Below are 15,225 nucleotides of genomic sequence, written 5' to 3' on the forward strand. Positions count from 1 at the left end.
TCAGAGCGCGTATTTCAATTCGATGCCGATGTAGTCGCTGTCGTGCCCTCCGGCGCGACGCAGCGTATCACCGATCTCGTAGTGCACGGCCTCCACTGCGCCGGTGAGGTTCGCGTTGAAGCGATAGTCCGCACGCAGCTGCGCGTAGACTCCGGACCAAGGACTGCCCTGCCCGGCCGTGCCGGCCACCGCCACGTTGGGCTGGACGTAGACCGCATCCGCCGTGGTCGCACGCCACTGCAGGCCGATCGCCGCCATGACCGAGAGATCGGCGGCAGGCTTCACCGTCAGCGACGGTTTGAGATGGATCAGGTTGGTGTAGCCGGTGAAGCCGGCGAGTGAGAAGTAGTAACCGTTCGGAAACAGCGGATTGAAGGTCTCGATCCGGCTGTCGCCGGGATGGCGGTCGCCGGACGCGCCGTCGAGCTGCAGGCCGACGCGCGGCTGCCAGCCGACATCGGCAAACGTGTAGCCGGCGCGCGCGCCGGCGCCCCAGGCCCGGATCTGCTTCGCGCCCACCGATCCCGCCTGCCCCATCGCTTCCAGATCCCAGTCGAAGCCGGCGAGCTTGCCGGCGAAGCGGATGTCGAGGACGTGGCGCTGCTCGTTGCCGGCGGCGTCGAGGAAGCGCGCATTGTCGCGCTGATAGTAGGAATAATAGGACGACAGCTCGTTGGTGCCGAGCACCTGGCGCTCGACACGCAGAGTGTGAAACTGGAACTGGCCGTTGGACGTGTCGTCGAACGGACGCACCAGTTTGTATTGCACCGGCTGGCTGACGAAGCCGATGAAGCGCCACGGGCCGCTCTCCCAGTCTGCCCACAGCGCATCGAAGGATTGCCGCACGTTCGGCCCGTCACGCGAGGAGACGAAGCGCTGCAGGTCGAAGTCGAAATCCTGCCGGCCGACACGGGCCTTGAAGGTCCCCTTCTCCGTCGGATTGACGTAGGCCAGGAAGGCGAGCCGGAGATCGAGCGGGTCCTGGTCGACGGATGTGACGCTGGCCTTGCCGAAGGCGCGGTCGTCCTCGAGCTGGACGAACAATTGCCAATTCTCATTGAGATGCGCGTCGGCATGGATCTGCAGCCGCTGCAGCAGATGCTGGTCGGGCTTGGTCCCGCCGATGCCGAAGCCCGCCGCGTCCAGGCTCTCGAACCGCTCGCGCAGGGTCATGCCGAACGAGACGTAGCTCTGCGGCGCGCCCTGCTGCAGCGGGATGTACTTGATCGGATCGAACAGCGCCGTGCGCAGCGCCGGATTGGCCAGCGCGGACCAGTCCTCCTGCCAGCGGTTGCTGCGGATCGCGGGACGCGCGGCCGCGTCCTCGGCGCGAGCCGACGTGGCGCACAGCACGGCCAGCAGCGCAGCAGTGGCTGTCGTCGTTGTCAGAGCGCGTGCCATCCGCGACGTCGCCAACATCTGCCCATCAACTCCTACTTCACGACAGCATGGATCTCCGCGACATAGCCGCCGGGAAACTGTACCACCGCCTGCTCGCGCCTGTCCGAGGTGAACGGCTCGACGAGCACGGTCGCGCCCGTTCCCTTCGCCTTGTCCAGGGTGGCCTTGAGGTCGGCAACCTCGTAACCCGTCATCTCGCGACCGAAGGGATACGGCAGATGCCCATCGGTGACAAACACCGTCATTTTGCCGAAGGCAGACTCGATGCGGATGCGCCGATAATGATCGCTGGAGCGACCGATCTCGACGCCCGGCGCCTTGGCGTCGTCGGACACCACCTTGCCGTTCGAAAAGCGCAGGAAGGCGCGCGTGAAGGCGTCCGCACGACCCGGCGAGACATAGACGCGGTTTTCGGGAACGGTCTGGAACGCGGCATAGGACGGCTTGGTGGTGTGCCAGTACAGCTGCATGTTGACGCCGCCCGGCCATTGGATCACGGCGTCGCGCCCGATCGGATCAGGAAACGGCGCGACCACCACGTCGGCGCCCGCGGCCTTCGCCGCCTTGATCGCTGCGTCCAGGTCGGTGACGAGATAGCCGGTGCGCTCGGCGCCGAACGGATATGGAATTCCCGTCTTGAAGCCGAACAGCGACACGGTGCCGACCGGCGTCTGCAGCAGTTGCGACGTCGTGCTGCTCGGCGTCGGCGTCACCGTCGCCACGACCTGCTTGGTGCTCTGGCCGCCGAAGGTGGCGAGGAAGCTGGTCGCGAATTTCTCGACGTCATCGGGCGCGACATAGACATGGGTGGTGTCGTATTGCGCGGCGACGCCGATCTGCGGTGCGGGATCTTTGGCGAGGGCGGGCGTGGCGAGCAGCGTGGCCGCGAGCGCGGCGCCGAGAAGACAACGATGACGGAGCATGACAACCTCGAACGAATGGATCAATTCACGCGCGGCGCGCGCGCATCGACAGGATGGACACGAGCACGAGCCCGGCAATCAGGCCGAGATGCTCGAAGAAGGCGTTGAGGGCCATGAAGCGATCGTGGCCGTCCATGTGCCAGAAGTCGTTGGCGGTGAGCATCGCCACCGACGTGAGCACGCCGAGCGCGCCGGCGCCGAGCCACACCAGGCGGTTCACGATCACCAGCAGCGAGCCGATCAGCTCGACGGCGATCGCGGCGGCCGCCCACAGCCACGCCGGCTGCAGGCCGAAATGGGCCTGCTCGGCGATGGCGGAGGGAAAGTCCGTGAGCTTCTGGACGCCGCCGATCAGATAGGCCGAGACCAGCGCGAGCCGCGCCAACGGCCACAGCAACGGCCAATCGAGAACGCCCGCGATCGGCCGTGGCGTGTCGGATGTTGCCGCCATGTCAGACTGCCCAGCAGGCGCAGCCGAGCGCGCCCCAGAAGCTCTTGAGATCGGCCGCCGGGATCTTGCCCGACCAGGCGCGGGCGTGGTCATGGCCATGGACGCCGCAGGCACTGGCGCAGCCGCACATCTGCATCGCCTGCGCGCGGACGGCGCCATTGTCGTCCGTCGCCGCCCAGGCGCCATAGCCGCCGAAGCGGCGCACCGGCGACCATTCCGGCATCGCCGGCGGCGGCGCGGCCGCGTCGAGCGGCTTGAAGTCGGAGGCTGCATAGACGATGCGACCGCCGACCATGGTCAGCACGCTCGTGGTGTCCGCGATCTCGGCCTCGGCGCAGGAGAAGTAGTCGCGATCCGGCACAATGAGGTCGGCGAGCTGGCCGACGGCGATGCGCCCCTTCTTGCCCTCTTCATTGGAGAACCAGGTGACGTTCTCGGTCCACATCCGCAGCGCGGTCTCGCGATCGAGGCAGTTGCGCTGCGGCGTCAGCCTGAGACCGCCGACGGTGCGGCCGGTGACGAGCCACGACAGCGAGACCCAGGGATTGTAGGACGCCACGCGCGTCGCATCCGTGCCGGCGGAGACCTTGACGCCCTTGTCGAGGATCTTCTTCACCGGCGGCGTCGCCTCCGCCGCGCCAAAGCCGTAGCGCTCAACGAAATATTCGCCCTGATAGGCCATGCGGTGCTGCACGGCGATGCCGCCGCCGAGGGCCGCGATGCGATCGATCGACTGGTCCGAGATGGTCTCGGCATGATCGAAGAACCAGTGCAGCCCGTCGAGCGGCATCTCCTGGTTGACGGTCTCGAACACGTCGAGCGCACGCGAGATGGTTTCGTCGTAGGTGGCGTGCAGCCGCCACGGCCATTTGTTCTGCACGAGAATGCGCACGACCTGTTCGAGCTCGCCCTCCATCTCCGGCGCCATGTCCGGGCGCGGCACGCGGAAATCCTCGAAATCGGCGGCGGAGAACACCAGCATCTCGCCGGCGCCGTTGTGGCGGAAATAATCGGTGCCTTGCTGGTAGGTCGACGTCTTCGTCCAGTTGAGGAAGTCCTCCTTCTCCGCCTTCGGCTTCTGTGTGAACAGATTGTAGGCGAGACGGATCGTGAGCTGGCCGTCATCGGCGAGCTTCTGGATCACGGCATAGTCGTCAGGATAGTTCTGGAAGCCGCCGCCGGCGTCGATCGCACCGGTGACGCCGAGCCGGTTCAGCTCGCGCATGAAGTGCCGCGTCGAATTGAGCTGATAGTCGAACGGCAGCTTCGGTCCCTTGGCCAAGGTCGCGTAAAGAATGGCGGCGTTGGGCTTGGCGAGCAGGAGCCCCGTCGGATTGCCGTGGGGGTCGCGGATGATCTCGCCGCCGGGCGGCTGCGGGGTGTCCTTGGTGTAGCCCACGGCACGCAACGCGGCGCCGTTGAGAATGGCGCGGTCGTAGAGATGCAGCAGGAACACCGGCGTATCGGGCGCGACGGCGTTGAGCTCGTCGATCGTCGGCAGGCGCTTCTCGGCGAACTGGTGCTCGGTGAAGCCGCCGACCACGCGCACCCATTGCGGCGGCGGCGTGATCGCGACCTGCGCCTTCAGCATGGACATCGCGTCGGCGAGCGAGCGCACACCGTCCCAGCGCAGCTCCATGTTGAAATTGAGCCCGCCGCGGATGATGTGCAGATGATTGTCGATCAGGCCCGGCAGCACGCGCCGGCCCTTGAGATCGATCACCTTGGTGGCCGGCCCGGCCAGCCGCATCAGTTCGTGCTCACGGCCGACCGCGGCGAACACACCGTCCTTGATCGCGACCGCGCTCGCCGTCGGATTGGATCGGTCCAGCGTCGTGAACAGGCCACGATGCAGGATCAGATCGGGATGATCGCTCATGAGGCCTTCTCGCCGTGCGCCGGAGGAGTGGTGGTCTCCGCCCGGCCGTGACGGCCGGGCAGCATGCCGAAGATGTGGGTGGCGCAGGCCGCCTTCTGCCACGCGGCAGCGAGGCTGCTGCCGGTCAGAAGCTGCTTGCCCACGGGAATCACCTGCTCGCCGACGAGGATGCCGAGCAGGCCGACCAGCGCCACCAGCGGCGGCGCCGGCGAGCGCACCTGGAGCAGGCTGTAGATCACGCCGACCAGCAGCCCTGCCCCGAGTGAGAACAGATAGATCTTCATCGCGCGCCTCAGGCTACCTTGGCGCCGCCCTCGGAGGCGTGCTCGCCAAGCGCCCATTTCGAGAACCGGACCTGGATGCCGTAGGGCGAATGCGCTTTGAGGATCTCCATCATGCCGTCATAGGTCTCGGCGCGCGCCCAATCCTGCTGCAGCTCGAACGCATATTGGCACGACGTGATCGGCACAGCGCCGGCCTGGATGGCCCGCTCCATCGAGCGGTTATGCGCTTCCACCGACAGATCGCCGCACGCATCGGCCGGGATGTAGATCTCATAGCCTTCCTTCAGCATGTCCAGCGTCGGGAACATCACGCAGGCCTCGGTCCACAGGCCCGCGATCACGAACTTCTTGCGGCCCGTGGCAGCGACGGCCTTGCGGAAGCCCGCGTCCAGCCAGGAGTTCATCGAGGTGCGGTCGATGATGTCGTGGTTCGGAAACAGGTCCGTGATCTCCGGCATGAAGGGCCCGGAGAAGGAATCCTTTGCCACCGTCGTCAGCACGGTCGGAATCTTGAACAGCTTGGCGGCCTTGGCGAGAATCTGGACGTTGTTGAAGACGCCGAGACGGTCGTGGGACTGCACGCCCTGATACATCGCCGGCTGATAGTCGATCAGGGCGATGGCGCTGTTCTGAGGGGTGAGCATTTCGAGCTTGGACAAGATTATCTCCGTGGACAACGATTCGATTGAGTAGATCGGGATGGGTGGATCAGGTGAGCGGATAAGCGCCGCGCGGTGCGAATCGGCGCCACGCCAGCACGCCGAGACCGATGAAGAGCGCGAGCGTGACGAGCTGTGCTATCGCGAACGGCGGTTCGCTCTGGGTCGGCGCCAGCGCATTGAGCACGCCGATCTTCTGGAACGACTGCACGACGGCGACGAAGACGTTGAGATACAGCGAGAGCAGCGCGCTGACGACATAGACGGACCGCCACCATCCGGACAGCGCGAACACATAGAGCGCGGCAGCCGCCGCAACGAGCAGCGCGAGCAGGATGATGCCGATGATCCGCGGCGGATCGAGACCGAACGGCGGCAGCGGGAAGCCGGTCACGCCGGTGAGGAAGGTCGTGACCAGGAACAGCGCCGTCCAGACCGCCAGATGGCGGCCTGTCAACATGCCGGCGAGCATGATGAGCCCTGTCGCAATTCCGATCAGACTCAGCGCCACGTGGATCTGCAGAAACAAAGTCGTCGGAAGTCCCCAGGTCATGCGACCCTCCTCTGATCAGCTCTTGATGAAAGACAGGAGATCGGCGTTGATGGTCTCGGCCTCGGTGGTCGGCATGCCGTGCGGAAAGCCCTTGTAGGTCTTCAGCACGCCGTTCTTCAGCAGCTTGGCCGACAGCGGCGCCGAGTCGGCGTAAGGAACGATCTGGTCGTCCTCGCTGTGCATCACCAGCACCGGCAGCGTGATCTTCTTGAGATCCTCGGTGAAGTCGGTCTGCGAGAACGCGACGACGCCGTCGTAATGCGCCTTGGCGCTGCCCATCATGCCCTGGCGCCACCAGTTCTGGATCACGGCCTCCGAGGGCTTGGCGCCCGGCCTGTTGTAGCCGTAGAACGGCCCGGCCGCGACGTCGCGATAGAATTCCGAACGGCGGGTGGCGACCTGGGTCTGGAAGTCGTCGAACACCGCCTTCGGCAGGCCACCGGGATTGGCGGCCGTCTGCACCATCAAGGGCGGCACCGCGGCGATGATCGCGGCCTTGGCCGCCCTGCTCTCGCCGTGGCGCGCAAGGTAATGGACCACCTCTCCGCCGCCGGTGGAATGGCCGACATGGATGGCATTCGTCAGGTCGAGATGCGCCGTGAGCGCCGCGAGATCGTCGGCATAATGGTCCATGTCGTGACCATCGGCGACTTGGGCCGAGCGGCCATGGCCGCGGCGGTCATGGGCGATGACGCGAAAGCCGCGATTGAGGAAGAACAGCATCTGCGCATCCCAATCGTCGGATGACAGCGGCCAGCCGTGGCTGAACACGATCGGCTGCCCGGATCCCCAATCCTTGTAGTAAATCTCTGTGCCGTCATTGGTTTTCAGAAAGGCCATGATCTGTCTCCTGCGTCCCGTCTCGCGCCGGCGGCTGCGACGAATTTCGTGTCGCGGCCCCGTCTGGCAGATGCTATGCAATCTCATGTGCACTTGCACAATGATCCTAGGACGCCAAAGCACTGGCTCCAGAAGGCCAAGGGGATGGCTCCGCAAGTTCGAACCACATCGTCATCCTGGATGCGCGGGGTCGCGACCACGCTGACCGAGCAGGGCCTCGATGTGGCCGCGCTGTTCGCCGACGTCGACCTGCGAATCGAGGATCTCGACGATTGCGATCGCCGCTGGCCGACCGAGGCGCTGAGCCAATTGTGGGTGCTGGCGGCCGAGCGCTCGGGCAATCCCGACATCGGTCTTGCAAAAGTCGATGCGCCGCGCCCCGACAATTATGGCGTCGCCGGCTACGCCATGATGTCGAGTCCCGATCTCCTGACCGGCCTGACGCGGCTCATGCGCTACATGTGTCTGGTGAGCGACGCGGTGATCATCACCCTGGAGCAGGGCGATGGCGGCCGCTGGGTGCGGACCGACGTCTTCAGCGGCGAATGCCCGATACCGCGGCAGCGTTACGATTACGGCGTCGTCAATCTGCTCAATCTTTGTCGCTGGATGCTGGATCGTCGGTTGACCCCGCTGGCCGCGCGCTTCTCGCATCCGGTGCCGATCTCGATCGCGGCCTACAACAATGCTTTCCAATCGCCGCTCGAATTCGATGCCCCGTTCAACGGCTTTCTGGTGTCGGAGCAGGATCTCGCCTGCAAGCTGACGACGTCGGCGCCCGAGCTCGCCGCGATTCACGATCGCATCGCCGGCGAGGCGCTGGAGCGGCTGGTCAGGACCGACACCGCTCACCGCGCCCGAACCGCGATCGCCAAGCTGCTGCCCGACGGCAGCCCGCTGCGCTCGGCCATCGCGGCAGAGCTCGGGCTGAGCGACCGCACGTTCCAGCGCCGGTTGGCCGACGAAGGTCTCTCCTTCAGCGACCTCGTCGAGGACACCCGCCGTGAGCTCGCCCAGCGGCACCTCGCCGATGCCAGGATGACGCTCACCGACATCGGCTATCTGCTCGGCTATGCCGATCAGAGCACGTTCTTCCGCGCCTCGAACCGCTGGTTCGGTGAATCACCCGGCGAATATCGCAGCCGCGTCATCAAGGGACACCGCCGGGATGATGCGCTCGCGCGCGGAACATGACCCCCGCAGGCGGCGCGTCTGACGGCGCGCTTCAGAACATCCCGTTGGTGTTGGCCGACGTTTCCGGAATGGGCTGCACCGAATCCCAATGCTCTTCGATCTTGCCGTCCTTGAGACGGAAGATGTCGACGATGGCGTTGCCGCGGGTGCCGGGCTCGCGGATGGCACGAACGCGCAGCACGACGAAATCGCCATCGACGTGGACCTGCGTGATCTCGCTGTGCGACTGCGGAAACTTGGTCTTCAGGAACGCGATGAACTTGCGGAAGCCTTCGGGGCCGTCCTCGGCGTTCGGATTGTGCTGGATGTAGGTGCCGAGATATTTCGACGCCGCCTCGAAATCCTTGCGATTGAGACCCTGCTCGTAGAAATCGAGCACGATGGCCTTGTTGCGCTCCTCCTGTGGCGAATAGGCGCGCTGGGCCAGCGCAGGCGCCGCGATCGTCGCAACCAGGGCGGCAGTCAGCGCCATAGCGAAACGTGTCGTCATCCTGCAGTCTCCTCTCGGCGCAACGCTGCCGCCGTTTGCGCGCCGGAACGTGATCAACTGCGATGATGCGGATCATCGCATGCGGCAGCCTCAATAATAGCGGTAGAAATGGTGCACCGGACCATGACCGTGGCCGACGGTGAAGCGATCGGCCGCCGCGATGGCGCCTGAGATGAAGGCCTTGGCGTGGCGCACGGCCGCCTCGAGGCCTTCGCCCTTCGCGAGCCCTGCCGCAACGGCCGACGACAGCGAGCAGCCGGTGCCATGGGTGTTCCTGGTGGCGACGCGCGGCGACGCCAATGCGATGCTGCTCTCCGCCGTGACGAGGTAGTCGGTGCTGTCGGCGCCATGCCCGTGGCCGCCCTTGATCAGCACGGCCGGGCAGCCGAGCGCGAGCAGACGGCGGCCCTGCTCCGCAATGGCCGCGTCCGAGGTCGCCACCGTCTCGTCCAGCAGCGCAGCCGCTTCCGGCAGGTTCGGCGTGATCAGCGACGCCAGCGGGATCAGCCGGCGACGCAGGGCGTCGATCGCATCCTCCGGCAGCAGCCGGGCGCCCGAGGTCGCGACCATCACGGGATCGAGCACCACATGAATGGGCTGCCGGCGCGCCAGGCTTGCAGCGATGGCTTCCGCGATCGGGGCCTGCGCCACCATGCCGATCTTGACCGCACCGACCGCGAGGTCGTCGAACACGGCGTCGATCTGCGCGGCAACGAAGTCCGGGGGCACCAGATGCACGCCGGTCACGCCAGTCGTGTTCTGGGCGGTCAAGGCCGTCAGCACCGAGGCGCCGTAGACGGACAGCGCCGCGAAGGTCTTCAGATCGGCCTGGATGCCGGCGCCGCCCGAGGAATCCGAGCCGGCGATCGTGAGTGCGACGGGGGTGCTCATTCCCCTTCCTAGCGCGGGCCGGCCGCGCCCGGCAAGCAGGCCGGGTCACCGGAGAAAGCGTATCGACTTCGCCGGAAAACGCTATATTGAGGCGAAAGACGCCTTCCGGAGACAGCCCGCAATGGTTCCCTTCTTCGTCCAGATCAAGTGCAAGCTCGGCCAGTCCTACACGGTGGCCAATGCGCTGGCAGAAGCCGAGATCGCCTCGGAGATCTACTCCACGGCCGGCAATTACGACCTTCTGGTGAAGTTCTACGTCGACAACGCCACGGATATCGGCCACTTCGTCAACGAGAAGGTCCAAGTGCTGCCCGGCATTCAGGACACCCACACCATCATCACCTTCAAGGCCTTCGGCGCCAGCTAGCGGCGCGCCGCTCAAGACGATCTTGGCGCGGCAGCCGGCAAAAGGCGCCCGTCGTTGCCAACGGGCGCCGAGGTCATGAAAAACGGAACAAGAATGCTTTGGTCATGAAAGACGATGAGCGGCCGGAGACCCTCCAGCCCAATCGTTTCGGCAAGTCGGAAAACCGAACCCTTCGACCGCGAGGGCATCGGGGGGACTGTCGAGCGGCCCAGCTTTCCTTTTCGGCAACTTGGCGATAGGCGTTCTATAACCGGTGCACGACGCACCGGGTCAAGCCGGGCGATCCGCCAGAGACGGTCGATCAAGAAGTTGAGACGAAAACTCAAGAAAGTCTGCGGCGTCTGGTGAAGAGTGAGATCGAATCCGTTTCGTCCCTGCTGCCCACCTATGGCTTTTCAGCCGAGCAGATGGACACCGAGACCAACATCGCAGCCTGGCGCGAGGCCACGTCGACGTTCTTCGAGGTCGACGAACTCGCCGCCGGCGAAACCGCTCCGTTCAGAGCCGACGTCCTGTCCTATGCCTTGGGCCCGGTTCTCCTCGGATCGGCCCGCGCCAGCGGCCAACGCTTCCGGCGATCGGCAGAGACGATCGCGCGCAGCGGCATCGATCACATCATCCTGCAGCTCTATGTGAAGGGCGGCTACGAGGGCATCGCCGGCGCCTCGCCGATCCGGGTCGAAGCCGGCGACCTCTGCGTGCTCGACCTCGCCCAGACACTCGAAACGCGCGCGGCGGCGTTCGAGAACATCACGATGGTCGTACCGCGCCCGATGTTCGACGCCCGCCTGCTGCAGGTCGGCGATCTGCATGGACTCGTGCTGCCCCGCCACGGTGCGCTGGCGCCGCTGCTGGCCCGGCATTTGGGCGCGCTGCTCGACTACGCACCGCGCATGAGCGTCGACGAATGCCAGGCGGCGGTGGACGGCACGGTGTCGCTGATATCAGCGTGTCTGCGCGGCGAGCTCGAACGCCGCGACGCCGACCGCAGCGTCACGGCGGATGTCTCGCTGCTCCGGATCCGGCAATACATCGAAGCACAGCTCGCGAGCGCCGACCTCAGCGCCGACGCCGTGGCGCTGCATTTCGGGCTGTCGCGCGCGTCGCTCTATCGGTTGTTTGCGCCGATCGGCGGCATCGCCGACTACATCCGCAGCCGGCGCCTGCACCGCGCCTTCTTCGATCTCGCCGGAGGGGCGCGCAACGTCCGCATCAGCGAGGTGGCGCGGCGCTGGCAGCTCGGCACCGACGCGCATTTCACGCGCCTGTTCAAGACCGCCTATGGCATTACGCCGAGCGCCGCGCGCGAGGCAGCCATGCTGGGCCTGCCACAGCGGCCGCCCGACGCCGACAGCGAAGCCGCCTCGCCGCTCAGCCGTTGGATGCGAGGGATAGCAGCGCCCCGGACCGGGGAATGAGCGCGACCACGGCGCCCTCGTGCGGATCGGATGGCTCCGGCGCTTCGGCGTCCGGTGCCGGCTCACCGTCCTCGGCTGGGGCCTGCGCGATCTTCAGATGCTGCTCGAGCTGGTCGACCGGCATCGGACGGCCGAGCAGATAGCCTTGCGCGAAGTTGACGCCGAGCGCGCGCAGCTGCACGAGCTGCTCCTCGGTCTCGACGCCTTCGGCGGTGATCTGGATGCCGAGCCCACGCGCCAGCGTCACCACCGAGGAGATCACGGCGGCGCTCTCGTCGCGCACGCTCAGATTGGCGACGAAGGACTTGTCGATCTTGATCTTGTTGAACGGAAATGCCGTCAGCGAGCGCAGCGACGAATAGCCGGTCCCGAAATCGTCGAGCGCCAGCGAAATGCCGAGCCCCTTCAGCCTGTCGATGAAGCTCTCGTTCTCGGCCGCACGCTCCAGCAGCACCGACTCGGTGATCTCGATCTCGAGCCGTTTCGGATCGAGCCCGGACCTCGCGAGCGCGGACTGGATCACGTCGAACAGTTCCGCCTGCTTGAACTGCACGGGCGACAGATTGACCGCGAGCTTGATGTCGTCGGGCCACCCGGTCGCGTCGTCGCAGGCGCGTCCGATGATCCACTCGCCGAGCGGCACGATCAGGCCGGTCGACTCCGCAAGCGGAATGAACTTGTCCGGCGGCACCAGTCCCTTGAGCGGATGACGCCAGCGCACCAGGGCCTCGACGCCGCGGCGTTCGCGCGTCTCGGCATCGTAGAACGGCTGATAGTGCACCTCGAACTGACACTGCGCGATGGCGTCGCGCAGATCGCCCTCCAGCGTGTTGCGCGCCTCGAGCTCGGCCGACATCGCGTCGTCATACATCGTGTAGCAGCTGCGGCCGGCGGATTTCGAACGATAGAGCGCGAGATCGGCCTTCCGCAGCAGATGCTCCTGGTCGCGGCCGTGCTGGGGCGCGAGCGAGATGCCGATGCTGGTGCCGATCTCGACCCGTTGCCCGCTGAGCACGAACGGCTCGGCGATCAGCCGGGTGATGCGCTGGGCGAGCTCGATCGCGGCTGTGCGCTGATCGGCGAAGCCGGCCTGAATCAGGGCGAACTCGTCGCCGCCGAGCCGGGCCAGCACGTCCTCGTCGCGCAGTTGCGAGCGCAGCCGCTGCGCGACCTGCACCAGCAGATCGTCGCCCGCGCCATGGCCGAGTGAATCGTTGACGTTCTTGAAGCGGTCGAGGTCGAGCAGGAAGACGGTGAAGCGGCCGTTCTTGTCGTCGTTGATGCGCTCCATCTCCTCCAGGAAGAAGGCGCGGTTGGCAAGCCCGGTCAGGGCGTCGGTCTGCGCAAGTTCGAGCACGCGGCGATTGGCCAACGCCAGCTGCAGCGCATTGCGGCTCGACAGCGCGAGATACACGGCGAGGAAGATGGTCGTGGCCACACCGGCCGCATAGAGCGCCAGCGCCCGGTTATGGCTCGCCATCAGGCCGCCGCCGGCAGGCGCGGCCTGGAACACCCAGTCGGCATCGCCGATGCGCAAGGTGGTCGACCAGATGTTCGGATCGGCCGGCCAGCGCTGCGGGTCGACGCCGGACGCATTGATGACGCGCTCCGGCGGGAGCAGATTGATCTGCAGCGCCGGACTGTTGGGATTGTTCGCACGCACCGACTGCAACAGCATCGGCAGGTCGAACACGCCGACGATGAAGCCTGAGAGATTGCGGCGGCGATCGGCGACCGTCGTGCGCGACGTTCCCTTGGCATAGACCGGGATGCCGATCATGACGGCGTTGTTGCGCTCATTCTGATTGATCAGGTTCTGGCGCGTGCGCAGCGCACCGATCATGTCGTAGTCGCGCGATTGCTCCAGCACGGCGCGATGATCGGGGATGCTCCAATAGTCGAGGCCGTAGACCGGCGAGGTCTTCGCCTCGGTGGAGAAGTACACCGGATAGTACTCGTCGCTCTCCGGGGCGACCGTGCCGTCCGGATACGACTTGATGCGGAAGGCGGGAACGCCGTCGGTGATCGCGGCGGCCTCGTATTCACCGCGCTCCTTGCGCTTGATCCGCGGCAGCCAGGCCAGACGCAGCATGCCGCGATGCGCCTCGAACAGGCGCGCGCTGAAGGTCTGATACTCGCTGCGGGTGATGTCGTCGTTGGCGGACTCGAAGCGGGTGCGCAGCGCGGTCAGCCGGCTGACATATTCGTTGACGCCGTTCTGGACCAGGATCGCCTGCGCTTCCGCCAGCCCCTCGAAATCGGTGCGCGCCAACTGGTTTTCCCAGCGTCCGACGGCCACCGTACCGGCGATCGACAGGACGACGCCGACGCATGCAGCAATAATCGCAGGACGATACAGACGGTATCTGGATAACGACGCACGCAGTCTCTCACGCCCGCTACCGTTGCGAGCGCCATCACTACCCTGCAGCGTCGGTGCGCTGTACTCTTCAACCTGCAATATGGCCCCCGCCAAACGGCCGCCCCTCGAAAAACGATCTGCCAATGGTCGGCCGGCGAAGTTAAGGACGGTCAAAGATCATCAGTTCTGGAGTACCAGAACCCGAGGCTTGGTTAACGGCTGACTGTTGAAGGCCGCCCAAAACGCGATCAAGCGCGCGATACCTCTTTAGCGAGGTCTTCATTCAACGCGCTTAGACTGAGTTACCATCAGGCTTAGGCGTACTCGTGCATCGAAGATCGCAATGAACTGGTTCTCAAGCTTCCGCAGCTCCATCGCTGTCCTCCTGCTCGGCCTGCTCCCGCTCGGGTCCGCCCGCGCCGACGAGCTCGGCGTCACCAACGACGCGATCCTGTTCGGTCAGGTGGCGGCGCTCGAAGGCCCGTCCGCGGCGCTGGGCCAGGCGGCGCGCCAGGGCCTGCTGGCGGCCTTCAGCGAGCTCAACGCCAAGGGCGGCGTCTACGGACGCCGGCTCAAGCTGGCGAGCCGTAACGACGGCTACGATCCCGACCGCTCGGTGGTCGAGACCATCAAGCTGATCTACGAGGACAAGGTGTTCGCGCTGATCGGCGCCGTCGGTACCCCGACCGCGATGGCCACAGCGCCGATCGCAGCCTCGAACGACGTGCCCTTCATCGGACCGGTGTCGGGCGCCGAATTCCTGCGCGCGCCCGAGTTTCAGAACATCGTCAACATCCGCGCGAGCTACGCGGCCGAGGCCGAAGCCTCGATCAAGCATCTCACCGAGGAGCTCCATCTCACCCGCATCGCGATCTTCTATCAGGACGATGCGTTCGGCCGCGACGTGCTGGCCGGCGTCAAGACCCATCTCGATCGCCGTGGCCTCGAACTTGCCGCCGAAGGCACGTTCGAGCGCAACACCCGCGCGGTCGGCGCGGCGCTCAAGGTGATCCGGCGCGCCGAGCCTGAGGCCGTGATCCTGGTCGGCACTTACGGCCCGTGTGCCGAGTTCATCAAGATGGCGCATCGCTCGGGCTTCAACCCGACCTTCACCGCCGTGTCCTTCGTCGGTGGCAATGCGCTCGCCAAGGAGCTCGGCGCCGAGGGCCGCGGCGTCATCGTCTCCGAGGTGGTGCCGTTCCCGTGGGACACCGACCGCCGCATCGTCGCGGACTATCAGGCGGCGATGAAGACGCTCGATCCGAGCCAGACCCCCGACTTCATCGGGCTGGAGGGCTACATCACCGGCCGCCTGGTCGCACGCGCGCTCGCGATGACCGGCCCCAACCCGACGCGCGCGGAACTGCTGCGGATCATCAACGAGGTCGGCCAGTTCGACATCGGCGGACTGGTCGTCAGCTTCGGCAACGCGCGCAAGGACAACCCGCCGCCGGTATCGCTGACCGTGATCCAGGGTGACGGCAGCTTCAAGCCGATCTGATCCGGAGGCGCA

The 15,225-nt window shown here is 65.9% G+C and carries 15 protein-coding genes; 4 read left to right on the forward strand and 11 right to left on the reverse strand.

Translation table 11 applies throughout. The annotated features are described in order from the left end of the window. From ACQR1B_RS15500 to ACQR1B_RS15535, 8 genes are read right to left on the reverse strand one after another with little or no spacing between them, the layout of a single operon-like run. Window positions 1–1,419, reverse strand: coding sequence for an alginate export family protein (locus ACQR1B_RS15500; protein ID WP_434832386.1), 1,419 nt, complete (start codon window positions 1,417–1,419; stop codon window positions 1–3). Between the two features lie 14 nt (window positions 1,420–1,433). Beyond that, complete coding sequence (locus ACQR1B_RS15505) at window positions 1,434–2,324, reverse strand: glyoxalase (RefSeq protein WP_434832387.1); 891 nt, start codon at window positions 2,322–2,324, stop codon at window positions 1,434–1,436. Between the two features lie 25 nt (window positions 2,325–2,349). Continuing rightward, window positions 2,350–2,775, reverse strand: a complete 426-nt coding sequence (locus ACQR1B_RS15510; protein WP_434832388.1) for a DoxX family protein — start codon at window positions 2,773–2,775, stop codon at window positions 2,350–2,352. A 1-nt stretch (window position 2,776) separates the two neighbouring features. Beyond that, the gene (locus tag ACQR1B_RS15515) at window positions 2,777–4,654 is read right to left on the reverse strand and encodes an amidohydrolase (RefSeq protein ID WP_434832389.1); all 1,878 of its coding nucleotides are present in this window, start codon (window positions 4,652–4,654) and stop codon (window positions 2,777–2,779) included. Further along, a complete protein-coding gene (locus ACQR1B_RS15520; protein WP_434832390.1) occupies window positions 4,651–4,938 on the reverse strand; it encodes a XapX domain-containing protein in 288 nt (95 codons plus the stop codon). The genes ACQR1B_RS15515 and ACQR1B_RS15520 overlap by 4 nt, the downstream gene beginning before the upstream one ends. An 8-nt stretch (window positions 4,939–4,946) precedes the next feature. Beyond that, on the reverse strand, window positions 4,947–5,597 hold the full coding sequence (locus tag ACQR1B_RS15525) for a hydrolase (RefSeq protein ID WP_434832391.1): 651 nt from the start codon (window positions 5,595–5,597) through the stop codon (window positions 4,947–4,949). Between the two features lie 49 nt (window positions 5,598–5,646). After that, on the reverse strand, window positions 5,647–6,150 hold the full coding sequence (locus ACQR1B_RS15530; protein ID WP_434832392.1) for a hypothetical protein: 504 nt from the start codon (window positions 6,148–6,150) through the stop codon (window positions 5,647–5,649). A gap of 15 nt (window positions 6,151–6,165) precedes the next feature. Next, window positions 6,166–6,990: an alpha/beta fold hydrolase gene (locus ACQR1B_RS15535; protein ID WP_434832393.1), complete on the reverse strand. Its 825-nt coding sequence runs from the start codon at window positions 6,988–6,990 to the stop codon at window positions 6,166–6,168. 144 nt (window positions 6,991–7,134) lie between these two features. Between ACQR1B_RS15535 and ACQR1B_RS15540 the strand changes: the two genes are divergently transcribed. Continuing rightward, the gene (locus ACQR1B_RS15540; RefSeq protein ID WP_434832394.1) at window positions 7,135–8,184 is read left to right on the forward strand and encodes an AraC family transcriptional regulator; all 1,050 of its coding nucleotides are present in this window, start codon (window positions 7,135–7,137) and stop codon (window positions 8,182–8,184) included. Between the two features lie 31 nt (window positions 8,185–8,215). On the opposite strand, the gene ACQR1B_RS15545 is transcribed toward ACQR1B_RS15540, so the two are convergent. Together ACQR1B_RS15545 and thiD are read right to left on the reverse strand one after the other, a co-directional pair. Next, window positions 8,216–8,674 (reverse strand): nuclear transport factor 2 family protein, encoded by a 459-nt coding sequence (locus tag ACQR1B_RS15545; RefSeq protein WP_434832395.1) that lies wholly within the window; start codon window positions 8,672–8,674, stop codon window positions 8,216–8,218. 90 nt (window positions 8,675–8,764) lie between these two features. Further along, entirely contained in the window at window positions 8,765–9,565 is an 801-nt protein-coding gene (thiD, locus tag ACQR1B_RS15550) for a bifunctional hydroxymethylpyrimidine kinase/phosphomethylpyrimidine kinase (protein WP_434832396.1), read from the reverse strand. Window positions 9,566–9,686: 121 nt separating this feature from the next. Between thiD and ACQR1B_RS15555 the strand changes: the two genes are divergently transcribed. Then, window positions 9,687–9,932, forward strand: a complete 246-nt coding sequence (locus tag ACQR1B_RS15555; RefSeq protein ID WP_231320836.1) for an Lrp/AsnC ligand binding domain-containing protein — start codon at window positions 9,687–9,689, stop codon at window positions 9,930–9,932. 356 nt (window positions 9,933–10,288) lie between these two features. Further along, entirely contained in the window at window positions 10,289–11,350 is a 1,062-nt protein-coding gene (locus tag ACQR1B_RS15560; protein ID WP_434832622.1) for a helix-turn-helix domain-containing protein, read from the forward strand. Here ACQR1B_RS15560 and ACQR1B_RS15565 read toward each other — a convergent pair. Further along, on the reverse strand, window positions 11,304–13,811 hold the full coding sequence (locus ACQR1B_RS15565; protein ID WP_434832397.1) for a bifunctional diguanylate cyclase/phosphodiesterase: 2,508 nt from the start codon (window positions 13,809–13,811) through the stop codon (window positions 11,304–11,306). The genes ACQR1B_RS15560 and ACQR1B_RS15565 overlap by 47 nt on opposite strands. Before the next feature lie 244 nt (window positions 13,812–14,055). Here ACQR1B_RS15565 and ACQR1B_RS15570 point away from each other — a divergent pair, with 244 nt between their 5' ends. Next, complete coding sequence (locus ACQR1B_RS15570) at window positions 14,056–15,213, forward strand: ABC transporter substrate-binding protein (RefSeq protein ID WP_434832398.1); 1,158 nt, start codon at window positions 14,056–14,058, stop codon at window positions 15,211–15,213. Window positions 15,214–15,225 lie beyond the last annotated feature (12 nt).

Source organism: Bradyrhizobium oligotrophicum (assembly GCF_051168495.1).
GTDB lineage: Bacteria > Pseudomonadota > Alphaproteobacteria > Rhizobiales > Xanthobacteraceae > Bradyrhizobium > Bradyrhizobium oligotrophicum_A.